The following is a 21,374-nucleotide window of genomic DNA, read 5'->3' on the forward strand; positions in this document are numbered from 1 at the left end:
CGTTAGACTCGGCCTTTGGCACCTTTGCGTCCTCTCATCTGCGGACGATTCGTCTCCGAGTCGGTGACGGGGCCCCTCAGCCAGCCAACCGGAAGCACGGGAAGAGATGTCGGCACCTAATAAGTCGTACGACCCTGTAGAGGTCGAGGCCTTGAAACCGGAAGAGATCGAGCGCATGCGGGACGAGGCGCTCGCCGCCTTCGCGGCCGCCGGCGACCTCGACGCGCTCCAGGAGGCCAAGGTCGCCCACACCGGCGGCACCTCTCCGCTGGCCCTCGCCAACCGCGAGATCGGCGCACTGCCCCCGCAGGCCAAGGCCGCGGCCGGCAAGCTCGTCGGCCAGGCCCGAGGCGCCGTGAACAAGGCCCTCGCCGCCCGCCAGGCCGAGCTGGAGGCCGACCGCGACGCGCGCGTACTGGTCGAGGAGGCGGTGGACGTCACACTGCCGTACGACCGTGTACCCGCCGGCGCCCGGCACCCGCTGACCACCATGATGGAGCGCGTCGCCGACGTCTTCGTGTCCATGGGATACGAGATCGCCGAGGGCCCCGAGGTCGAGGCGGAGTGGTTCAACTTCGACGCCCTGAACTTCACGCCCGACCATCCTGCCCGGCAGATGCAGGACACCTTCTTCGTCCAGGGCCCCAAGGGCACCGAGGGCGACGAGTCCGGTGTCGTGCTGCGCACCCACACCTCTCCGGTGCAGGCCCGCGCCATGCTCGACCGCGAACCGCCCGTCTACATCGTGTGCCCCGGCCGCGTGTACCGCACGGACGAGCTCGACGCCACGCACACCCCGGTCTTCCACCAGATCGAGCTGCTGGCCATCGACGAGGGCCTGACCATGGCCGACCTCAAGGGCACCCTCGACCACATGGTCCAGTCGCTCTTCGGCTCGGACATGAAGACCCGGCTGCGCCCGAACTACTTCCCCTTCACCGAGCCGTCCGCCGAGATGGACATGCTCTGCTACGTCTGCAAGGGCGAGTCCGTCGGCAACCCCGACCGCCCCTGCCGGACCTGCTCGTCCGAGGGCTGGATCGAGCTCGGCGGCTGCGGCATGGTCAACCCGCGGGTGCTGGTCGCCTGCGGCGTCGACCCGGAGAAGTACAGCGGGTTCGCCTTCGGGTTCGGTATCGAGCGGATGCTGATGTTCCGCCACAGCGTCGAAGACATGCGAGACATGGTCGAGGGCGACGTCCGGTTCACCCGGCCGTTCGGGATGGAGATCTGATGCGGGTCCCGCTTTCTTGGCTGCGGGAGTACGTCGACCTGCCGGCGACGGAGACCGGGCGCGACGTCCAGGCCAAGCTCATTTCGGCCGGCCTGGAGGTCGAGAGCGTCGAGCAGCTCGGCGCCGACCTCAAGGGTCCCCTGGTCGTCGGCCAGGTGCTCACCATCGAGGAACTGACGGAGTTCAAGAAGCCCATCCGCTTCTGCACCGTCGCCGTCGGCACCGCCAACGGCACCGGTGAGCCCCAGGAGATCGTCTGCGGCGCCCGCAACTTCGCCGTCGGCGACAAGGTCGTCGTGGTGCTGCCCGGCGCCGTCCTGCCCGGCAACTTCGCGATCGCCGCGCGCAAGACGTACGGCAAGACCTCGCACGGCATGATCTGCTCGGGCGACGAGCTCGGCATGGGCGACGACGGCTCCGGCGGCATCATCGTGCTGCCTCCGGAGGCCGAGGTCGGCACCGACGCGATCGAGCTGCTCCAGCTCGTCGACGAGGTCCTCGACATCGCCGTTACGCCCGACCGCGGCTACGCCCTGTCGATGCGCGGCGTCGCCCGCGAGACCGCCATCGCGTACGGCCTGCCGCTGCGCGACCCGGCGCTGCTCGACGTACCGGGACCGAACGCGTTCGGCTACCCGGTGCGGGTCTCCGACCCGATGGGCTGCGACCGCTTCACCGCGCGTACGGTGACCGGCCTCGACCCCGACGCCCACTCCCCGATCTGGCTGCGGCGCCGCCTCCAGAAGGCCGGCATGCGCCCGATCTCGCTGGCCGTCGACATCACCAACTACGTGATGCTGGAGCTCGGCCAGCCCCTGCACGCGTACGACCGCAGCCGCGTCCAGGGCACCATCGGTGTGCGCCGGGCCGAGCAGGGCGAGAAGCTCACCACCCTCGACGGCGTCAAGCGCACGCTGAACGCCGCGGACCTGGTGATCACCGACGACCGCGGCCCCATCGGCCTCGCGGGCGTCATGGGCGGGGCCAACACCGAGATCGACGACACCGAGGGCACCACCACCGAGGTCGTCGTCGAGGCCGCGCACTTCGACGCCATCTCGATCGCGCGCACGGCCCGCCGTCACAAGCTGGCCTCCGAGGCGTCCAAGCGCTTCGAGCGCGGCGTCGACCCGCAGGCCGCCTCGGCAGCGGCCCAGCGGACCGTCGACCTGCTCGTCCTCCTCGCCGGCGGCACCGCCGACGCCGGGGTCACCGAGGTCATCACGCCGTCCGCGCCGCACAGCATCACCATCCCGGCGAACCACCCGGACAAGGTGGCCGGTGTCGACTACGGCCGCGAGACCGTCGTCCGCCGCCTCCAGCAGGTCGGCTGCGACGTCTACGGCCAGGACGAGCTGATCGTCACCGTGCCGTCCTGGCGGCCCGACCTGACGGACCCGAACGACCTGGCCGAGGAGGTCATCCGGCTCGAGGGCTACGAGAACCTGCCCTCCACGCTGCCCAAGCCCCCGGCGGGCCTCGGCCTCACCGACCGGCAGCGCCTGCACCGCCGTGCCGGCCGCGCCCTCGCCGGTGCCGGATACGTCGAGACGCCGAACTACCCGTTCATGGGCGAGCAGGTCCTCGACCAGTTCGGCCTGGCGGGCGACGACCCGAACCGCAAGGTCGTCAAGCTCGTCAACCCGCTCTCCGACGAGGAGCCCGCGCTCCGTACGACGCTGCTGCCGGGCCTGCTCCAGGCCCTGCGCCGCAACGACGGACGCGGCAGTCACGACCTGGCGCTCTTCGAGACGGGACTGGTCTTCCACCCGCGGGCGGAGCTGCGTGTCGCCGGGCGGCTGCCCGTCGACCGCCGTCCCACCGACGAGGAGATCGCGTCCCTGACCGCCGCGCTGCCCGTCCAGCCCCGGCACGCCGCCGTCGTCCTCGCGGGCGCCCGCGAGCAGGCCGGCTGGTGGGGCAAGGGCCGCCCGGCCGACTGGGCCGACGCGATCGAGGCCGCGCGCGTCCTGGCACGCGAGGCGGGGACCGAACTCCTCGTCCGCTCCGGCCAGTACGGTCCGTGGCACCCCGGCCGGTGCGCCGAGCTCGCGGTCGTCGTGGACGGCACGCAGCGGGTCATCGGACACGCCGGTGAACTCCACCCCCGTGTGCTGAAGGCGCTGGGTCTGCCCGCGCGCACCTGCGCGATGGAGCTGGACCTGGACACGCTGGAGGAGGCGAGTTCCGGCCACCCCAAGGGGCCGAAGATCTCGACCTTCCCGGTCGCCACCCAGGACGTCGCGCTCGTCGTCGACAAGGCCGTACCGCACGCGGACGTCGAGGCGGCGCTGCGTGAGGGCGCGGGTGAACTCCTGGAGTCCATCCGGCTGTTCGACGAGTACGAGAGCGAGCAGCTCGGCGGGGACCGCAAGTCCCTCGCGTACGCGCTGCGCTTCCGTGCCGACGACCGAACGCTCACCGTCGACGAGGCCTCCGCGGCCCGCGACGCGGCGGTGGCGCTGGCCGCCGAGCGCACGGGAGCGGTGCTGCGCGGGGCCTGACGGCCCAGCAGGTCGTGCCGGGGAGCTGTGTGCCGGACCGCGGATCGTCCCGCGGCCGGGCGCACGGCTCCCCGCCCCTTTTCCAGGGGCCTCGCCCGTCCTCTCCGTGAGGCCGGGCAAGGCCCCTGCCTGCATTGATGCGGGGGCGCGCGTGTCCGAAGACACCTCACTCATTCGGGTGACATGTCCGGACGATCTGGCCCGATCGGGCGGGCGGTCGACAGAATCGGACCGGTCTCGCCGAGGCCGTCTGCGCTGTCAGGGCCTATTGGGGGGCCAATCGGCATGATCCGTATCAAGGCTGGGGCTCCCCGCGGGGCGACGCCCCCGACGCATGCACGGGAGCCGGTCCGGGCGGTCCAGGGGCCGCGGCGCCGTGGTGGCCGGCTGAGGGTGGGCTTCGCCCGGGTGCTGCGCGGGGGCGGCCCCCGTACGAGGTTCGGCCGCCGGCTCCGCCGACCCGGCCGGGGCACCGGCCTCGGCCGGGGTGGCCCTCCTGGCTCCGACCGGCCGCCGCTCCGCCGGGCCCTGACCCTCGGGCTGCCCACGGCCTGGGGCGCGCTCGCGATCTCGTACCGGATGGTCTGCCCGCTCGCGCAGCAGGACGGTCTCGGGGCCCGTATCGCCACCAGCGCCGTCTTCTTCGCCGTCGGCACGGGACTGGTGGTCCATGTCCGAGGGGCGCTGCTGCGCGAACTCCGGCAGATCCGCAAGGTGGCGGGAGCCGCCCAGAGCGTCCTGCTGCGGCCGCTGCCGCCACGGATCGACGGGCTCGGCCTCGCGGCGACGCAGCTCTCCGCCGACCGCGGGGCGGCCGTCGGCGGCGACCTGTACGAGGTGATCGCCACCGAGTACGGCGTGCGGGTCGTGATGGGCGACGTCCGCGGGCACGGACTCGGCGCCATCGGGACCGTCGCCGCCGTCCTCGGCAGCTTCCGCGAGGCCGCGCACGACGAACCCGAACTCGGCGGTGTCCTCAGGAGGCTCGACCGCGCCCTGGCGCGGCACCTGCGCGAGCGGGCCCGCTGCGAACACCCCTCGTCCGGTCTCGACACCGACAACCCGGTCGCCGAGGACTTCGTCACCGTCCTGCTGCTGGAGATCCACCCCGACGGTGAGGTGTACGCCCTCAACTGCGGTCATCCCTGGCCGTATCTGCTCGGCCCGGGCCGGGTCGCCCCGCTCGCGAACGCCGAACCCCTGCCCCCGCTGGGGCCGTTCCCGCTCCCGGCAGCACTCCCCGCCGAGCACTGCGGCCAACTCCTGCCCGGTGAGGGGCTCTTCCTGCACACCGACGGTGCCGAGGACGCGCGGGACGCCCGCGGGCGGTTCTTCCCGCTGCTGCCCGCCCTCGCGGAGGCGGTGCACGACCGGCCCGTCGTGCCGGAGGCCGTCCTGCGGGCGGTCCTGGCGGGGCTGCTGCGCCACACCGGTGGCCGGCCCGCCGACGACGTGGCCCTCCTGGTGCTGCGCAACGACCGACGGTGCGTGCCGCTGCACCAGGGGCACGGCGTCTCCCGGCACCTGCCGCACCGACGGTGACACACCGCGCCGCGCGCCGGCTCCGACGCCGTGCCGCGGGCGGCCGGACCGTCGACGCGTCCTGGCCGGACGGAACGTCGCATCCGTCCCGCCCGTGCCGACGGCGGCCGTCCGCCCCGCCACGGAGTGTCGGGCAGGCAGCCGGGCGGACGGCGCGAAGCGGGCCGCCGCACTGTACGAGGGGGAGCCGGCGGCCCGGCCGGCCTCTTGCGAGACAGCTCAGTCAACCGGCCCGCGACTCTCCGCGACAGCGCGCGCACACGATGGATACGGGTATTCGCTTCACACCCCGTGTGAAAGGGACCCGCTACGCTGACTGGCGCTGTCGGGCGCGGAAGAGGACGATCGGCGCCGTCGGCCACGAGCCCCGGGGGGCCTTCCATGCAGCCCAACACTCTGCTCGACGCGATCCTCGACGAGGCGGGCATCTCGCACGCGGGGCTCGCCGCCCACGTCAACCAGGCGGGCCGGGCGCGCGGCCTCGCCCTGCGCTACGAACACACCGCCGTGGCAAGGTGGTTGAAGGGGCAGCGCCCGCGCGGCCAGGTGCCCGACCTGATCTGCGAGGTCCTCGCGGTACGGCTGCACCGGCCCGTCACCCTCGACGACATCGGCCTCGGACTGCCCGGCGAGCCGTCCGCCCCGCACGCCACCTCGCTCTCCGGCTTCGTCGAGCGCGCCACCGCCCTGTGGCGTTCCGACGAGCAGCAGCGGCCGCACATCCTCGGCGCCCCGGCCGTCACCGGCACGCCCGCGGTGATGCCCGTCTGGGAGTGGGAGAACCCGCCGGAGGACGTGGACGTCTCCCGCGGCGGCCGCCAACAGGTCAGCATGGCCGACATCGAGATGCTCCGGGCGGCGCGGGCCCACTACGAGCAGATGTACCGCAAGGCCGGGGGCATCGCGACCCGCGCCCGGATCGTCGGCTTCCTCAACACGGAGACCGCGCCCCTGCTGCGCGGCAGCTACACCGACGCCACCGGCCGCCAACTCCACCGCGCCACCGGTGGATTGGTGGCCATCGCGGGCATCTGCGCCTACGACTCCGACGCGCACGGCCTCGCCCAGCGCTACTTCCACCAGGCACTGCGCCTGGCGAAGGCCAGCGGGGACAGGGGACTTGGCGCCTACGTGATAGCGCTGCTCGTCAACCAGTCGCTGTTCATGCGTGAGTACCGGCAGGCGGTCGCCTTCGCCGAGGCCGCGCTGCGCGCCGCGGGGCGCCACATCACGCCGGCGCTCGCCTCCGACCTCTACGCGATGCAGGCCAAGGCGTACGCACACCTCGGCGACGGCAGCAGTGCGCTGTCCTGCATTCGGCGTGCCGAGCAGGCCGCCGAGCGTATCCGGCGTGGTTACGAGCCGGACGAGACCGGCTATGTCCAGCCGGGACTGGTCAACGTACAGGTGGCGGAGGCATTGCTCAGCCTCGGTGACCTGGTGGCGGCGGCCGAGCATGCCGCGGCGGCCGTGGACAATCCGGCGCACGACCGGGGGCGGGTGCACCGTCTGGCCATGCTCAGCCAGATCGAGCTGCGCCAGGGCAACGCCGACAAGGCCGTGGAGACCGCGGTCCAAATGGCCGAACAGGCACGCGGGATGGAGTCCCAGCGGCTGCGCGACAGACTCCGTGCGGTACGCCGGCATCTGGTGAGCAGCGGCTGTGCGGGGACCGCCGAGGCCGCGGAACTCATCGACGGCGCCCTGCGCGTACCGCTGTAGGGGGCGCGTCCGCGGGCCGTGTCCCGCCGTCCGTCCGGACCCCGGCCACCCTTCCGGCACACCGTCTTCACCGTCACCGCACCGTGCCCCGACCGCTGTGAGCCTGCTGCCAGGACGCTCCTGCTGCGATATTGCCACTTACCTAGCGGAAGGTGGCAGAACTGTGCAGTGGACGAAACAGAAGGAACAAACTGTGTACGCAAACCGCTGGTTCAGCGTCAACCTCGCAGATGTGCAGCTGCCGGACGGGCGGCATCTGGATCACTTCCTGATACGGCTGCGGCCCGTCGCCGTGGCCACGGTGGTGAACGAGTCGAACGAGGTCCTGCTCCTGTGGCGGCACCGCTTCATCACGGACAGCTGGGGATGGGAGCTGCCGGCCGGCGTGGTCGAGGACGGTGAGGACATCGCCGTCGCGGCGGCCCGTGAACTGGAGGAGGAGACCGGCTGGCGGCCGGGACCCCTGCGGCACCTGATGAGTGTCGAGCCCTCGAACGGGCTCACCGATGCCCGGCACCACATCTACTGGGCCGACGAGGGGGAGTACATCGGGCACCCCGTGGACGACTTCGAGTCCGACCGCCGGGAGTGGGTCTCCCTGAAGCTCGTTCCCGACATGGTCGCCCGCGGTGAGGTCCCGGCCGCCAACATGGCTGCCGCGCTGCTGCTCCTGCACCATCTCAGGCTCGGGCAGGACGCGTTGCCCTGACCGGTGCCGCTCCGGTGTCCCGGGTCCTAGTGACCCAGAGCCTGCCAGACCGTCACGGCCAGCGCTCCGACGGCCGCGACGACGGAGACGGTGGGCAGGGGCCAGCGGGTGTGTTCGAGCGCGACGATCCGTGTGCTGAGGTCGTCGAGATCCTTGGCCGTCTGGTCGTCGCGCTGGGTGAGCAGCGCCAGTCCTCCCTCGATGCGGGTGAGCCCCACTTCGAGGGACCGGCGTAACTCCGCGAGTTCCTTCGGTGCCACGGGATGCTCGGAGTCGGTGGTCACGGGTCCGCTCCTTTCCGTAGTCGGAAATCCCTTGTCTGCGCACGGAAAGTCAACTCGCCTGGTGGACAGGTGGGGAGCGTGTGCGCGCGGCATATGCGGGCCCGGCGCGCACACTCCGTGTGAACGCCGCGGGCCCGGCACCACAAAAGGTGCCGGGCCCGCGCCCGTCCTGCTCGACCCGTAGGTCAGCGGCCTGTCGTCACTGGCCGTAGGTGTAGAACCCCGAGTTGGTCTTGCGGCCGAGGCGGCCGGCGTCGACCATGCGCTGGAGCAGCGGGGGAGCGGCGTACAGCGGCTCCTTGTACTCCTCGTACATCGAGCGTCTCGCCGGGGTGTCTGGGCGGCAGTTGGCGATCACCCTCTGACCTGGCCCCAGGTACCTTTCAGCATCTTTCCTCGGCTTTCTCGGTCTTTCGGTGGGGACCCCCCTCAGACCTCCCTCAGCGAAGGGAACTCCCTCACACCCCCCTCGGCAAAGAGCGGGTAACCACGCATCCACGGTGGCCGGTCGGTGGGAAAATGAGGGAACCCCCCTGCGCCATGAGGTGGCGCAGGGGGGTCGGTGTCCCGCCGGCCGACTCGCTTCCCAACAAACCGCCGACGGGCATCTATGGCGGCTAGAAACCGCGTTCTGCATACATCCTGTCTAACGCGTGGCCGTTGCCTGAGTCATCCATCGGAATGTCACTCGTTCAGGTGAACACGCGTTCGAATCACTCCCACTACCCGTAGCCCTGCGGCATATGGCAGAGCGCCGGAGGGCTGGGCTGATCGCGACTCAGGGGGGTGTGGCCATACTTCTGCCCACTCAGCCCCATGATCACGCAAATTAGGGTCGACCCTAATCATTTTTGATCATGGCGCGGGGAGCGTGGACGGGTGCCACGCCCCACTCCGCCCGACGACCGGGTCATCGCTCGCCGTCGCTCCGTGGGCGTCCAGATCAGGCGCGTGCGCGAGCAGCACAACCTGAGCCAGCACGACGTCTGTGGACGCTCCGGCATCGACGTCGCCACGTATAGCCGGATCGAGCAGGGCCACTCATCCCCGAAGCTCGACACCCTGATCCGCATCGCCGACGCGATCGGCGTCGAACTCGCCGACCTCGTTCGTTGAACGGAGAGGGCGCATGCGGCAGTTGGGCCCGCACTCGTAGACCTCGACGCTCAAGTCGTGCGCACCGCTCATCCCCTTCGCGATGCCGGCGGAGCGGGCGCCGCGGCGGAGCGCGGTGTTGCACCAGCAGCAGGCACGTCCGGCGTACTGCGGGCCGTTCAGTCCGCGCGCGGGCGGCGGTGGCGGTGTCCAGGTCATGCCCGGTCCGCGAGGGGAACGAGTCCGTAGGTGATCTGGCAGGGATGGCAGGCGAACCGTTTGTGGCCGATGCTCGGTCCGCTCCCGGGGCCAAGCACCATGATCAGTCGGATCTCCCGGGCGACCCCGTCATGCCACGAGCAGTAGCCGATGGCCGAAGGGGTGGTGGCCGTGCCGTGAGTCTGCGTATCGTCAGCCATGCCGACTCCAACCAGTCGTCCAAGCCCCGGGCCCTGCCAGGCCGCGGGGATCTTTGCTGTCTGGCCTCACAGTTGTCTCGCTGACGGGGCGTAACAACCGCATCCCGCGACCGTTAGGCACGGAGTACAGCTAGCGTGCGTTGCGTGCCGAACGCCCCAGGGGGTACACCGTGAACGAACCGCTGCACCGGGCCATGACCCACGCCCGGATGACCGACCGGGAACTAGCGGAGCGCGTCAGCGTTGACGCCAAAACGGTCGGTCGATGGCTCACCGAGGACGGCCGGGTCCCACGCGCCCGTCACCGCTGGGCCGTGGCAGACGCGCTCGGAGAGGAGGAAGCCGTGTTGTGGCCACAAGTTGCCAGGCAGGCGGTCAAGATCGGAGCCGACCGCGAGGTGATCTCCGTCTACCCGTACCGGTCGGCCGTGCCCGCCTCCCTCTGGCGAACCCTCATCACCCGAGCCGAGAAGCAACTCGACTTCGCCGGGTACACGAACTACTTCCTCTGGCTGGAGCAGGCACGATTCGGGACCGCACTGCGACGGAAGGCCGAGCGCGGCGCCCGCGTACGGTTCGTCGTCGGCGACCCGGACAGCGAGCTCACCCGAGAGCGCGAGCGAGACGAGAACGTGCCACTCACCCTGTCGACACGCATCCGCGTCACGCTCGCCGAGCTGGCGAAACTCGACGGCGCGGTCGACGCCCGCTTCAGCAACGGGCACGCCCAACTGAGCGTGTTCCGGTTCGACGAAGACATGATCGTCACGCCGCTGTTGCCGTACAGCGTCGGCCACGATGCACCCACGCTGCACCTGCGGCGCCACCAGGCCGACGGCATGTTCGACCGCTTCGCCTCGCACGTCGAGGAACTGTGGGCGCGCGGCCGACCCGTACGAGAGGAGCCCCATGGGCAGGCGTGACTACGAGGACGACCCGGACGCACCGCAGGCGAACAGTCTCGTGCCGGCGGCCTCGGTCGTCGTGGTCAACGACGCCGGGCGCATCCTGCTGCAGCGCCGGACCGACAACGACCAGTGGGCCCTGCCCGGCGGGAAGATGGAGCTCGGCGAATCTTTGCCCCACTGCGCGGTGCGGGAGACGCGCGAGGAGACCGGACTCGACGTCGAGCTGGTCGGCATCGTGGGCACGTACAGCAACCCGCACCACGTCTTCGCCTACGACGACGGCGAGGTCCGCCAGGAGTTCTCGATCTGCTTCCTCGCTCGGCCGGTCGGCGGCCAGATCGCCGTGTCGGACGAGTCCACCGACGTGCGCTGGTTCGAGCCGGCCGACGTCGACGCGCTGCCCATGGTGGCCAGCATCCGCAAGCGGGTTGACGACTGGCGCCACGGCACCATGCCCGCGCTGCGCTGACTCCGGACAGACGAAGGCCGCCCCCGCCCTCTCGCAAGGAGAGGGCGGGGGCGGCGATCCATTGTCAGGCGGCTGCGCGCCCCTGCCAGCGGTCAAAGATGAAGTCAGCACCCAGGGTGGTGGCGTAGGCCACCTCGTATGCCACCTTGCCGTTCGTCTCTACCTTGATCAAGAACAGGCCAGACGTCTGGTGCGTGCGCCGCGGCATGTTCTGGTTGGAGCCGAACTTCGAGACCTGCTTACGGAAGACGCCCTCGTCTACCAGCCAGTTCGTCATGTCCTTTACCGGCATGTTCAGCATGTCGGCGATGGCCGTCATCCCGATGAGCCCGTCGGCGTTCATGAACGCGTCCCACTTGCCGGCCTTGGGCTTTGCGACCGCCAGCTCCTTCTTGGTGGTGACCAGTTCGCGGGCCGCAGCGAGGTACCGCTCGGCGAGGACGACGACACCCTCGGCCGAGGCGACGTCGGGCTGGGCGGCGAGTTCGGCTTCACGCGTCTTGACCGCGAAGTACGTCTTCGCGGCGGCGACCTCCGGCTTGCGGCCGTCCCCGGCGAGGGTGACGTGGTACGCGCCGAAGCGCGTCAGGCGGTAGTCGTTGACCTTCTGCTTGCCCCATCTTCCGCCGGTGATCACTTTCGCGGCACCGCGGAAGTGATCGAGTGGGTCCAGGCCCGATGCGGTGATGGTCTGCTTGGCGCGCTCCACGACCTCTTCGAAGCGCTCCCAGCGCTCGTAGCCCATGAGCACCTGGAGATCGCGCGCGGACCATCGTTCCTCGCCGTTGTGGTCCAGAAGCATGATTCGGTCGAAAGGACTAGACCCCCCACTGTCGCCCGGGGGGAGGGCCTTGTTACTGTGCGGTTGTGCCACGGAGCTGTACCTCCTTGGTTTTTGCCCTCCGCGGGGACCCAACTCCCCGTGTGAGGGCACAAATCTGTCACCTTCGATTGCAAGGTGAGCGGCTGAGATTCAGGTTACGACACGGCCACAAACTCCTCGCGAGGTCACGTCGGCACTGGGTGCCTCGACGCCAGGGTGATCCTTAGATTCTTAACCATTGAAGATCGTTGTCGGTCGCTCGCTTGTCACTCCGTGCCATCTCCGCGCGTATACCTGTCACCTGACTGTGAGTTACATCTCGGGTGAGAGGATGAACGTTCGGCGTGTCGACCGCGTGCACGAATCACCTACCGCTATGGGGAGCGATGCGGATGCCGACGAAAAAACGGCCTCCACCGCCCGAAGGCGATGGAGGCCAGGTCATCGGTTGTCGCGCGCGGCGAGCAGCTCGGGATCCATCGGGACCAACGGCACGCCCGCGTCCCGTAGGTGGCTGTCCTGCTTGCTGATGTGGTCGAGGGCAAGGCCGAGGAGCCGCTCCGTCCGATCGGCCCGCGACCGCGACTCCCGCTCCGCCTCCTCGAGGGAGCGCATCCGCCCGTGCAGGCTCGTCATCTGCTCTTGGAACCAGCGGTACATCTCCGGCGAGACGGTCCACGTGTCGGCCGGCTGCGGCGGAGCTTCCGGTAGCCCGTCCGCCGGGATCTCCTGCACGGTCCTTCGCGTCCGGCCGAGCCAGGTTCCCCCGAGCCCGCCGAGCGTCGACACGACCACCGCCAGAAGCCCGAGCCAGTTACTCGGCTCCACGCGTCACCATCCTCGGGATGGTCAGCTCGGGCCGCGTGATGTACGCGACGATTGCGATCAGCAGCGCGTGCGACGCCCACGGGGCCACTGCGCCCCACGCCGTGCCCGACGCCCCCGTTGCGCCCCCGAGCGCGTATGCCAGGGCCCACAGCAGCGGTGGGCCCATCGCCGCGAAGACTCCGGGCAGGTCTCGGCCGGCCCGGGCCACGGAGAAGCCCAGGGCGATCAGCCCGGCGCCGATCCACAGCCAGCCCCACCCCGCCATGCACATCAGGTCGAGGAGGACCGAGATCCCGCGCACTGTGCCGTACCGGGGCTGGATGGCGATGGACGCGCCGTAGCTGATCCAGGCCAGCCCGGACGAGGCGAGCGCGAGACCGCGCCAGCCCAGCCGCCCCCAGAGCCGAGCCAGCGCGGCCCGCATCAGACGTCCGAGCGGGGAGTGTGCGGAGCCGCCCACCCGGCGACCCACGCCGCGGCCGCCGGGACCAGGGCGAGGACGAACGGCTCCAGCGCGTCCGGCATACCGGAGATCAGCGACGGGTCGTTGGTGACACCGCCCAGGATCGCCAGCCCGGCGAGGCTCGCCAGGTAGGAGACCGCTGCGCCCGCCGTGACCTTCTTCTCGATCGGAGCAGAGGGAGAAGCCATGGTGCTACCTCACTTCTTCGGGAGCTTGAGGATCTGGCCAGGCGCGATCGCGTCGGCGTCCGGGAGGTGGTTGAGGCTGGCGATCTCCCGCCAGCGGTTGCCGTCGCCCAACTTCGAGGCGGCGAGCGACCAGAGGGTGTCGCCATCGCGGACCGTGTACGTAACGGCCGGAGCCAGACGGGCCTTCACCCGAGTCCGCATCGACCCCATGGTGAAACCGCGCGGGTCGACCTTCCCGGGCTGCCACTCCAGGTGCCCGATGACCGAGCGTTCCGACCACTTGTGGTGGCGGCAGATCGCGGCGGACACCCGCTCGATGGCGAGGAGCTGCGCCTCGGGCCACGGGTCCTTACCGTCACCGAGGTTCTCGCACTCGAAGCCGTAGAAGTGCCGGTTGCCATCGGTGTCTGCCTCGTTGTCCGGCGGTAGAGCCCTCTCCGCGATGACGGCCTGGAGCACGTCGCCGTCGCCGAGGCCCGCATGGTTGGTCCGCCCGTAGCCGACCATGTAGACGGCTCCGCTCTTGGCGATGACGCCGTGGCAGAGAGGGCCTGGCAGGTCGTCGTGACCGTCGCGGCAGAGCGCGACTGTGGCCTGCGTGCCCTTGGTGACGGTGTGGTGAATCATCACGCCGTTGACCGGCCCCCACGGCCCCTTGTGGTTGCGGTTGTGGTCCTCCCAGGCGCCAACCTCGACGACCGTCAGGCCTTCGGCGCGGAGCAGAGTGGCGAACGTGGCCGCGGTGGGCGGAGTGGCCATCACGCGCCGCCAGCGTTGCTCGCGGCGAGGACAGCCCAGTTCTTCGCGTCCCACAGGCGCTCCAGGGCCCGGGTCACCTCGTCCCCGGTGAGCGTCTCGGCGAGTTGGTGCGCCAGCTTCCGGAATGGCTCGCTGACCGCTCGGAGGTGCTCGGGGAGGTGGTCGGTCCTGAAATTGGCGAGCAGCTGGGCGACGGCGGGGTGGATCTCTGCGGCCATGAATGCCTCCAAACATGCAGAAGGCCCCGGCCGGACGGCGCGGGGCACGCGAGGGGCGGGGGTGGATCAGGCAGCGGCCTCGTACTCGCCGAAGGCCCGCAGGGTGTCGCTGGTGGCCCACGTCCACGGGGAGACGGCGTCGATCAGCCCTGCGCCGGAGACGGAGCCTGCGTCGAGGCGGCCGGCTGCCATCTCGATCTCCATCGTGGTGGTGGTGGTCAGGCGGGGGCGGGCGCCCATGCGGGAGGCGATGCCGACGCTGGAGTCGGACAGCTCGCCGTAGCCGATCATCAGCGTCAAGTTGGCCGCGGCGACGGGGAGGCTGAACCTCCAGTTGTCTGCGGAGCCGCCGCCCCCGAAGTTGGTGGTGGTGCCGAACGTGATGTTGATGTTGAACATGACGGTGGTCGCGTTCACCGCGTACCGGGTGGTCATGACCGCGTTGCCGAACGACGGACTGTTCGCCCCGGTCGACGTCGTCCAGACCGGCGTCCAGTCCTGCCACGTCGCCGAGATCGACGCCAACCGGCCCTGCGTCACGATCATGCCGGGCTGCCACGGTTCATACGCCACGGAGTCTCTCCCTCTCTACAGGGCCACGACAGCGGGCCGCGCGACGCGGACCTCCGCCCCGGCCGCTTGCGCCTTGGACACCCCGTTGACCGCACGCGTGACCGTCCAGGCCTGCGGGGTCGGGACCACGAACTCGTCGAACAGGAGCTGCGGTGACACGTTGGTGACGCCGGCGAACCCGGACGCGGTGAGGCCTACGAGCCCGGAGGCGATCGGCGAGGAGACGACGGTCTCCTGCGTGTGCCACACCGCTGGCTCCAGCGTCCCGACCGGCCAGACGCGGATCTGCACCAGATGCCCGGTGAGCCGCACGCGGACCTCGAACTCGTCGCCGCCCGCGTACGTCCACGGGAGCTGCGGAGTCGTTACGCCGACCTGCGTGACGTCGCGGGTGATGGAAACGAACATCGAGCCGCCCGTGCCGAAGTGCACGCGCGCCCGGTAGTAGTTCGAGGCGTCCACGTAGCGCAGCAGCACAGACGGGATCAGGCTCGCCCCTGTCGCTACCGCGGACGCGCTCATGCGGCAGCGGACCTCGCAGTCCCCGACCGCCCCGGGCAGCGTGTGGAAGCGCACGGTCGACACGGCGGAGGCCAGTGTGACCACGCCGCGGCTGCCGTTGACCGTACGGTCCGAGTTGGAGCCGCCCGAGATCGTCCACGCCTGCCCGTCCGTCGCCGTACCCCAGCCGCCGGCCGCGACCGACCGCGTGAACGCGTCGTAGCCCCACGGCCGGATCGCGGTCGCCGACAGCTCCTCGCCGGCCACCCGCACGGCGATGGGGAACTCAGACGCGAAGGTCGGCGCTTGCCCCGAGGACGGGATCCACGGCGCCGGACCCATGAGCCCAACGGCCGGAGTGTGCACGGTCAGTGCGGTGTCCGATGCGGCGGCCGTGACCGCCAGGGTCGAGCCTCCCGGGTTCGCATCGACGCGGCCCGCGACCGAGTCACCGACGACGCCCACGGCCCACGGACTACCTGGTGCGCACACGAACGTGATCTCCCACGTACGCGTGCCGATCCGCTCCGAGTAGCCCTGCACGATGAGGTCGAGAGGGCCGACGGGGAGGTAGTCCGGCAGGTCCGTGATGCGGATGAGGTCGCCCTCAGTGATCTCGCGCACCGTGTCGATCAGTGCGGGCGCGCGATGCAGCAGGAGCGTGACCTCGGGGTATCGGTCCTCGTCGACCGTCTCCAGGTGCAGCATCCAGTAGGCCATCGGTTCGGGCTGATCGTCGCTGTACAGGTTCAGTTCGACAGCGTCGTCGTACCTGCCGATCCCATCGGGCGGATCCTGTACGGACAGGGGGCCGGACAACAGCTCGGCATGGCCCGAAGAGCCGCCAATCCGTTGGACGGTGCGGTCGTTGACGACGTCCATGTCGTCGTCCGTGGGCTCCACACGCACGAGCCCGCGCGCGGTGTAGGACAGCGTCAAGGCGGGCGTCTGGTTGTACATGGACGTCCGCGACCGGTACCGCAGGCCCAGCCGTTCGCGGTCCTCGACGAGGACGCCGCCGTCCGCGGCCTCCGCCTGGTCGAGCTGCTCCAGCAGGGTGGCCGGGCGCTGCGGGCCCATCTGCGCGGTGTCGCCCTGGATGCCCGTAACGGTGATCGGGATGCCCTCCTCAGTGCCGAGGCGGAGCATGCGTGCGGCGGCCGTCTCGCCCTGGTAGCCGCCGTCGGCGTTGTTGAAGATCGCCGAGTTGTTGGCCTGGAGTACGGCGAGGTGCCCGAAGGCGGTGCCCTCCAGGCCGGCACCAAAGGACGACTTGACGGTGGTGACGCGGCCGACGGTGCCGGCGAAGCTCCCCGACATGAAATGCCCGCCGCTTGCCGCCGCGCTGAGCCAGCCGATATCCACGTCGATGTTCGACCCGTTCTGGCGGGCGAAGACCCTGACCCTGTTCCAGCTTCCGAAGAAGTTCGGGCTGGATCCAGCGGTGCCGTTCAGGAGCAGGAGCTGCGTGCCGTCCGAGTCCAAGACCTGGAGCTGCACGTTATTCGTCTGGACCTTCACCTGGTAACGGGCGCCCGTGCCCGTGCAGACGATCTCGTAGAGCACGGCCAGGGCGACCGGCGCCGTTGGGATGAGGTTGACCAGCTCGACTTGCCACGGGCCCGTGCCGGACGCGGGCGCGGGCACGGACGCGTTGAACGTCGCGGCCGGCTGCACGACCGGGAGCGCGGATGATCCGCCCAAGGTGTCGTCGCTGGCGAAGGCGAAGTTCGTCATCTTCATCGGCTTCACGCCCGGCAGCGGGCTGTAGGCCTGCGTCGACTCGGAGCCGTCCTCCATCGGCCAGTAGGCGATCAGCGTCGGGTCCGACGGGATGCGACGACGGAGCGTGGAGGCCAGCGGCTTCTTGCCCTGGTTCAGGCGCCGCAGGATGCCGCCGCCCTCGCCCTCCACGGTGATGAGGTGGCCGCCGCGGCCTGCCTTGGTCGGCCAGTCCGAGTACTCCCCGACGAAGCGGATCCGCCGGTTGCTGATCGCCGCGCCGCCCGCCAGCGTCCACGTCAGGCCCGTCGTGTCGACGAAAGTCGTGGGGCCGATGGCCGGGGCGGTGAAGTCGGTGTTCGCCACCAGGGTGGTGTTGTTGCGGAGTTGGAGGGCGTAGACCGACCCGGCCGCCGCGACGCCGGTCACGATCTCGATGTCCCCGACTGTCAGCGGCTGTGTCGAGGAGTTGATGGTGCCGCCCGTGCCGGCGATCGTGCCGCCGAGCTGCGTCCACGGTCCGGCGATCGACGGCCCGGTGTAGTGGGTGGTGACGCCCGTGGAGTTGTTCCACGTGCTGCGCAGGGCGATCCGGCCAGAGGACGGAATGGGAACCGGAACGGTCGAGACGCCCGGCTGAATCGTTGTCCCGTCCAGCGTGAGGCGCATGTTGAGGCGGCCGAGCCCGTCGATGTACATGATCCATGACCGGTCGGGGGCGGTGCCCCACTTGCCGACCAGCTCCAGCACGGTGCCGACGCCAGCGTTGGTGAGGCCGAGGTCGATGCGGACGTCGAGGCTGCCGCTGACGTTGAGCGCGGTGGCGCTCGGCGTGGTGACGCGGGAGCCGTTCCCGTCCGGCAGCATGAGCCGCTGCGTGCCGGACAGGACGGAGACCTCCATTGGCGTGTTCTTGCCGAGGAGCCCGTAGTAGGGCGACCGCGGATTGCGGCGAGCGAACCGTCCGTTGGGGCTCTTGAGGGTGATGGCGCAGGTGGCCGGCGCAACCGCCTCCCGCTCCGCCTTGCGTCCCCGGGTGTGGGCGATCCCGTCCGCCGTCATCGCGTACTGCGTGACGTCGGTCCACACCCCGCCGATCTGGAAGCGGACCATCGTGCCGAGCGGGTCCTCCGGAAACGCCATCAGCCAGACCTCCGTCCGGTCAGTGCCAGGCTGACGTCCTTGCCCGCCGTCTTGCGGATACCGCGCTGGAGGCGGCCCATCAGGTAGTCGTCCTCGGGCCTGCCGGACGAGCGCAGCTCCAGGACGGCCCTCTCCGAGACGCCTGCGCGAGCGCGCGCGGACGCGCTGTCCCACGAGCCGGGAGCCGGGGTGTCGACCAGCGACTGCATCGTGGAGTTGACCGCCCCGCGCTGGCCCTCGACGCCCTTGATGAGGCCCTGCGCGGTGTACTGGCCGACCAGCGCCATGACCCGCGAGGGGGACTTGATGCCGAGCGCCTTGCGGATCGCGGAGGACATGCCCTTCGCGATCTTTAGCATCTGGGACTCGATGGCCTTCTGCTGTGACGCGAGGCCCTTGACCAGGCCTTGTGCGGCGTGGATGCCCGACGCGTACATCGCGTCGCCGGCAGTCGTCCCAGCCTTGTTCGCTGCTGTGACCAGCGCCTTCTGCTGGCTGTTGATCTGCTTCACCTGGGTGGCGTTGGCGTTGGCCAGCGCAGCGGCTGCCGATGAGCCCTGCTCCACTCCCGCCTGCGCGATCTGCGCGACCAGGTCCGCCCGCACACCCTTCTTGCGGAGCGTCGCCAGGTTCTTCGCGAAGACCTGCGCCGCGGCCGTGTCCTGCCGGAGGCCTGCGAGGATCGTCTCCGCGGTCTGGCCCCAGCCGCCCGTCTCCTGCTTGGTGATGTTCGCCGAGTCGAGGACGCCCTTCGCGACGTCCGCGGCGAGCGCCTTCCGTGCCTTGCGGAGGTCGTCCAGTTTCTTCGTCGCCGTCTTCGACTTGGCGGCGAGGGACTCCTCCTGCTTGGCCAGCCTCAGCAACTGCTTTGTGCCGGCGCCGAGCTTGCTGAGCGCTGCCGAGCGCCGCTTACCGGGCTTGAGCGCGTCGGCAATGATGTCCGACAGCTTCATCGACGCAGCCTTGACCTGCTTCGTCGAGCCGGTGAGGCCCTCGATCAGACCGCGTGCGATCCAACGTCCCTGCGCGGTCGTGACCTTGGACGGCGAGTTGATCCCGAGAGCCTTCGCGATCGGGCCAGGGATCGCGCTCTTCGCCCACGACATGAGCTTCGAGCGGATCCAGCCGCCCATCCCCTGGATGCCCACCCAGAGGCCCTGTACGACGTTGCGGCCCTTCTGGGTCAGCAGGCCCGACAGGGAGCCCATCGAGCTGGCGATCCGGGCCGGGAGGCCGTGCATCCAGGCGACGAACTCCACGGCCTTCTTCGCGGACGCGTTCCGGAAGCTGATCCACGCGGTAAGGGCTCGGGCGACGATCGCGGTAGCCAGGCCGGACAGGGCGCCAGACGCGCGCCCGGGCAGGCCGCGCACGGTGCCGATGAACGAGTTCCAGGCGCCACTCACGGGACCCGCGACGTAGTTGGACCACAGGCCGGAGAACCAGTGGCCGATCACGACGCCGAGGACCGACATGACGGTGCCCGCGGTCGCGGACTTCGTGGACACCCATGTGGTGAAGGTGTTCCACCAGCCGGTCAGCTTCTCGTCCGTCGCCTTGATGAGGTGGTCGACGAATCCGCCGATGATCAGGTACGCGGCGGTAAGGAGCAGCCCGGCCATGATGGTCGGCAGGTTGGCGATAACCACCGCCAACGCACCCGCAATCGCCGCCATTTTGAACACGGCCTCGGGGTTCGCCGTCACATAGTCGGCGATTTTCTGGCCCATTCCGATGAGCCCCTCGATCACCTTGGGGCCCATTTCCTTCAACTTGTCGACGAGTCGCTGGCCGATAAGTTCGGCCGTTTTGACGACGCGATCGATGCCCTTTTCGCCGCCCTTACCGGCGTCATCCCATGCGGAACCGAAGGCTTTTCCGACCATGGACCGCAGTCCCGTCAGGGCAGGGAGCACCTGACCGCCGAGGAAATCGACGACCCTCTGCTGCATCCCCCGCTTGAAAGCCTCCAGCTTGGTGCCCGCATTGTCGCGAAGGGTGTTGCCCATCTTGTCGGCAGCGCCGCCGACTTTCCCGAGCGCGTCCGTGGCCGTCGACGGGTCGAGCGCCATGAGCGCCTTCTGCGTGTCTTCACTCTTGGTGGCGAAGAGAGCCATCGCGACGTTATTGCGGTCGACGCCCGGCTTCATCTTCCGCAGGCCGTCGAAGGTCTTGTCGAGAGCGGCCGCAGCCTCCGGGCCGCCCTTGATGAACGCGGCTTGCATGTCCTTGCCGGACAGACCGATCTTCTTGAACGCGGCGTCGACCTTGTCCCCGCCCCCCTGTGTGATCAGGGTGAATTCCTTCAACGCGTCAGCAACGACGTCGGTATCGCGCGCGCCCGCCTTCATTCCCTGAGACAGGAGGCCTGTCGCGGTAGTCGCGTTGAGACCCATCTGCCGGAAAATGGTCGAGTATTCGTTGAAAGTATCGGCGATGTCGTCCGCGCGCGGACCCATCTTCTGAAGCCCGACGGTCAGCGCGTCGACTGCCTCGCCACCGTTCTTGGCGAGCCCCGTTTTGATCATCTGGCCGACAGCATTCGCGGTCTGGCCGAGGTCCAATTCGAAGGTGTTAGCCAGGTCGGCGACGTTCGTGGCGATCGACTGGATCTGAGCATTCGTCGCGCCGGGCGGAGCAATTCCCGCACGCATAGTCACCGAAATGGCGTCGGCCGCGCCCTGGAAATCCTCCGTCACCGCGCTCGCGTAGAGCTGGCCGGCCATCTTGCCGTAGCGCCGGGCCTCCTCCGGGGTCTTCCCGAGCTGCGCGCCCAGGCGCCCGGTGATCTGGCCCTGCTCCATGGCCGTGCCGATCGCGGCCATCAGTGCGGCGCCCGCGGCCGCGCCGACAGCGGCCAGGCCGAGCTTGCTGGCCAGTCCCTCGCGGATGCTGCCGGCGAGGTCGCTCACGCCCGCGGACCCGCGCTCGCGCATCCGCTGCATGAACGACTGGCCACCGCTCTCGCCGGCGTCGCCTGCCGCGTCGTCGACCTCGCCGGAGCCACGCCGTACGCCGTCACCGAGGCCCTCGCCTGCCTGCTGCCCGGCACGGACGAACCGGCCGTTCAGCGTGCGAAGGCGGCCGTCCGCGCCACGGACGACACCTTCCCCAAGGTCTTCGCCAGCCCGCTGGCCAGCTCGCTCGGCGTCGTCGCCCATGGTCTGCCCGGCTGTGCGGATCGCGTCCTCCGCACGGCGCAGGGCAGGGTCCACGGCCCGGTCGTCGACGGAGAGAACGGCATTCAGCTCGCCGACGGTCAGCGCCATG

Annotated in this window: 19 protein-coding genes and 1 pseudogene; 8 read left to right on the forward strand and 12 right to left on the reverse strand. The window is 70.0% G+C overall.

From position 1 onward, the window contains the following. Window positions 1-106: 106 nt before the first annotated feature. From pheS to ACIRQH_RS19665, 5 genes are all read left to right on the forward strand, one after another. Window positions 107-1,234 carry a phenylalanine--tRNA ligase subunit alpha gene (gene pheS / locus ACIRQH_RS19645; protein WP_388868686.1) on the forward strand — a complete coding sequence of 376 codons (1,128 nt, stop codon included), beginning with the start codon at window positions 107-109 and terminating at the stop codon, window positions 1,232-1,234. Beyond that, complete coding sequence (pheT, locus tag ACIRQH_RS19650; RefSeq protein WP_404226648.1) at window positions 1,234-3,738, forward strand: phenylalanine--tRNA ligase subunit beta; 2,505 nt, start codon at window positions 1,234-1,236, stop codon at window positions 3,736-3,738. The genes pheS and pheT overlap by 1 nt, the downstream gene beginning before the upstream one ends. 579 nt (window positions 3,739-4,317) lie before the next feature. Then, on the forward strand, window positions 4,318-5,280 hold the full coding sequence (locus ACIRQH_RS19655; RefSeq protein WP_358817240.1) for a PP2C family protein-serine/threonine phosphatase: 963 nt from the start codon (window positions 4,318-4,320) through the stop codon (window positions 5,278-5,280). Window positions 5,281-5,661: 381 nt separating this feature from the next. Next, entirely contained in the window at window positions 5,662-7,002 is a 1,341-nt protein-coding gene (locus ACIRQH_RS19660) for a transcriptional regulator (protein WP_358817175.1), read from the forward strand. Between the two features lie 163 nt (window positions 7,003-7,165). After that, entirely contained in the window at window positions 7,166-7,711 is a 546-nt protein-coding gene (locus ACIRQH_RS19665; RefSeq protein ID WP_404226649.1) for an NUDIX hydrolase, read from the forward strand. Window positions 7,712-7,737: 26 nt separating this feature from the next. On the opposite strand, the gene ACIRQH_RS19670 is transcribed toward ACIRQH_RS19665, so the two are convergent. Continuing rightward, on the reverse strand, window positions 7,738-7,995 hold the full coding sequence (locus ACIRQH_RS19670; RefSeq protein WP_355865845.1) for a hypothetical protein: 258 nt from the start codon (window positions 7,993-7,995) through the stop codon (window positions 7,738-7,740). A 199-nt stretch (window positions 7,996-8,194) separates the two neighbouring features. Beyond that, a pseudogene (locus tag ACIRQH_RS19675) lies at window positions 8,195-8,314 on the reverse strand (3-hydroxyacyl-CoA dehydrogenase family protein); the annotation flags it as partial. Window positions 8,315-8,874: 560 nt separating this feature from the next. On the opposite strand from ACIRQH_RS19675, the gene ACIRQH_RS19680 reads away from it, so the two are divergent. Beyond that, window positions 8,875-9,111 (forward strand): helix-turn-helix domain-containing protein, encoded by a 237-nt coding sequence (locus tag ACIRQH_RS19680; protein WP_404226650.1) that lies wholly within the window; start codon window positions 8,875-8,877, stop codon window positions 9,109-9,111. Between the two features lie 194 nt (window positions 9,112-9,305). On the opposite strand, the gene ACIRQH_RS19685 is transcribed toward ACIRQH_RS19680, so the two are convergent. Continuing rightward, window positions 9,306-9,509 carry a hypothetical protein gene (locus tag ACIRQH_RS19685; RefSeq protein ID WP_404226651.1) on the reverse strand — a complete coding sequence of 68 codons (204 nt, stop codon included), beginning with the start codon at window positions 9,507-9,509 and terminating at the stop codon, window positions 9,306-9,308. Between the two features lie 170 nt (window positions 9,510-9,679). Between ACIRQH_RS19685 and ACIRQH_RS19690 the strand changes: the two genes are divergently transcribed. Both ACIRQH_RS19690 and ACIRQH_RS19695 read left to right on the forward strand, forming a co-directional pair. Then, window positions 9,680-10,432: an XRE family transcriptional regulator gene (locus ACIRQH_RS19690; protein ID WP_404226652.1), complete on the forward strand. Its 753-nt coding sequence runs from the start codon at window positions 9,680-9,682 to the stop codon at window positions 10,430-10,432. Beyond that, a complete protein-coding gene (locus ACIRQH_RS19695) occupies window positions 10,419-10,886 on the forward strand; it encodes an NUDIX domain-containing protein (protein ID WP_404226653.1) in 468 nt (155 codons plus the stop codon). The genes ACIRQH_RS19690 and ACIRQH_RS19695 overlap by 14 nt, the downstream gene beginning before the upstream one ends. A gap of 64 nt (window positions 10,887-10,950) precedes the next feature. Here ACIRQH_RS19695 and ACIRQH_RS19700 read toward each other — a convergent pair whose 3' ends face one another. The 9 genes from ACIRQH_RS19700 to ACIRQH_RS19740 all read right to left on the reverse strand — a co-directional run bounded on the left by ACIRQH_RS19700 (window position 10,951) and on the right by ACIRQH_RS19740 (window position 21,373). Continuing rightward, complete coding sequence (locus ACIRQH_RS19700) at window positions 10,951-11,688, reverse strand: phage antirepressor KilAC domain-containing protein (protein WP_404226654.1); 738 nt, start codon at window positions 11,686-11,688, stop codon at window positions 10,951-10,953. 462 nt (window positions 11,689-12,150) lie between these two features. Further along, entirely contained in the window at window positions 12,151-12,537 is a 387-nt protein-coding gene (locus ACIRQH_RS19705) for a hypothetical protein (RefSeq protein WP_404226655.1), read from the reverse strand. Then, on the reverse strand, window positions 12,524-12,961 hold the full coding sequence (locus ACIRQH_RS19710) for a hypothetical protein (protein ID WP_404226657.1): 438 nt from the start codon (window positions 12,959-12,961) through the stop codon (window positions 12,524-12,526). The genes ACIRQH_RS19705 and ACIRQH_RS19710 overlap by 14 nt, the downstream gene beginning before the upstream one ends. Beyond that, window positions 12,961-13,188: a holin gene (locus ACIRQH_RS19715; protein ID WP_404226658.1), complete on the reverse strand. Its 228-nt coding sequence runs from the start codon at window positions 13,186-13,188 to the stop codon at window positions 12,961-12,963. Before ACIRQH_RS19715 ends, ACIRQH_RS19710 begins: the two co-directional genes overlap by 1 nt. A 9-nt stretch (window positions 13,189-13,197) precedes the next feature. Continuing rightward, a complete protein-coding gene (locus tag ACIRQH_RS19720; protein WP_404226796.1) occupies window positions 13,198-13,947 on the reverse strand; it encodes an N-acetylmuramoyl-L-alanine amidase in 750 nt (249 codons plus the stop codon). Then, window positions 13,947-14,165: a hypothetical protein gene (locus ACIRQH_RS19725; protein WP_404226659.1), complete on the reverse strand. Its 219-nt coding sequence runs from the start codon at window positions 14,163-14,165 to the stop codon at window positions 13,947-13,949. The genes ACIRQH_RS19720 and ACIRQH_RS19725 overlap by 1 nt, the downstream gene beginning before the upstream one ends. A gap of 66 nt (window positions 14,166-14,231) precedes the next feature. Then, window positions 14,232-14,738, reverse strand: a complete 507-nt coding sequence (locus ACIRQH_RS19730; RefSeq protein ID WP_404226661.1) for a hypothetical protein — start codon at window positions 14,736-14,738, stop codon at window positions 14,232-14,234. Between the two features lie 15 nt (window positions 14,739-14,753). Then, complete coding sequence (locus ACIRQH_RS19735) at window positions 14,754-18,104, reverse strand: hypothetical protein (protein ID WP_404226662.1); 3,351 nt, start codon at window positions 18,102-18,104, stop codon at window positions 14,754-14,756. After that, window positions 18,104-21,373 (reverse strand): phage tail tape measure protein, encoded by a 3,270-nt coding sequence (locus ACIRQH_RS19740; protein WP_404226663.1) that lies wholly within the window; start codon window positions 21,371-21,373, stop codon window positions 18,104-18,106. Before ACIRQH_RS19740 ends, ACIRQH_RS19735 begins: the two co-directional genes overlap by 1 nt. Window position 21,374 lies beyond the last annotated feature (1 nt).

Origin of the sequence: Streptomyces sp. NPDC102279 (assembly GCF_044766365.1) — a bacterium.
GTDB lineage: Bacteria > Actinomycetota > Actinomycetes > Streptomycetales > Streptomycetaceae > Streptomyces.

Excerpts from the sequence above, each read along its gene's own strand:
- pheS (WP_388868686.1), top strand. The coding sequence starts at position 107 with ATGTCGGCACCTAATAAGTCGTACGACCCTGTAGAGGTCGAGGCCTTG.
- ACIRQH_RS19655 (WP_358817240.1), top strand. The coding sequence starts at position 4,318 with ATGGTCTGCCCGCTCGCGCAGCAGGACGGTCTCGGGGCCCGTATCGCC.
- ACIRQH_RS19685 (WP_404226651.1), bottom strand. The coding sequence starts at position 9,509 with ATGGCTGACGATACGCAGACTCACGGCACGGCCACCACCCCTTCGGCC.
- ACIRQH_RS19735 (WP_404226662.1), bottom strand. The coding sequence starts at position 18,104 with ATGGCGTTTCCGGAGGACCCGCTCGGCACGATGGTCCGCTTCCAGATC.
- ACIRQH_RS19700 (WP_404226654.1), bottom strand. The coding sequence starts at position 11,688 with ATGCTTCTGGACCACAACGGCGAGGAACGATGGTCCGCGCGCGATCTC.
- ACIRQH_RS19710 (WP_404226657.1), bottom strand. The coding sequence starts at position 12,961 with ATGCGGGCCGCGCTGGCTCGGCTCTGGGGGCGGCTGGGCTGGCGCGGT.
- ACIRQH_RS19715 (WP_404226658.1), bottom strand. The coding sequence starts at position 13,188 with ATGGCTTCTCCCTCTGCTCCGATCGAGAAGAAGGTCACGGCGGGCGCA.
- pheT (WP_404226648.1), top strand. The coding sequence starts at position 1,234 with ATGCGGGTCCCGCTTTCTTGGCTGCGGGAGTACGTCGACCTGCCGGCG.
- ACIRQH_RS19660 (WP_358817175.1), top strand. The coding sequence starts at position 5,662 with ATGCAGCCCAACACTCTGCTCGACGCGATCCTCGACGAGGCGGGCATC.
- ACIRQH_RS19695 (WP_404226653.1), top strand. The coding sequence starts at position 10,419 with ATGGGCAGGCGTGACTACGAGGACGACCCGGACGCACCGCAGGCGAAC.
- ACIRQH_RS19740 (WP_404226663.1), bottom strand. The coding sequence starts at position 21,373 with ATGGCGCTGACCGTCGGCGAGCTGAATGCCGTTCTCTCCGTCGACGAC.
- ACIRQH_RS19725 (WP_404226659.1), bottom strand. The coding sequence starts at position 14,165 with ATGGCCGCAGAGATCCACCCCGCCGTCGCCCAGCTGCTCGCCAATTTC.
- ACIRQH_RS19720 (WP_404226796.1), bottom strand. The coding sequence starts at position 13,947 with ATGGCCACTCCGCCCACCGCGGCCACGTTCGCCACTCTGCTCCGCGCC.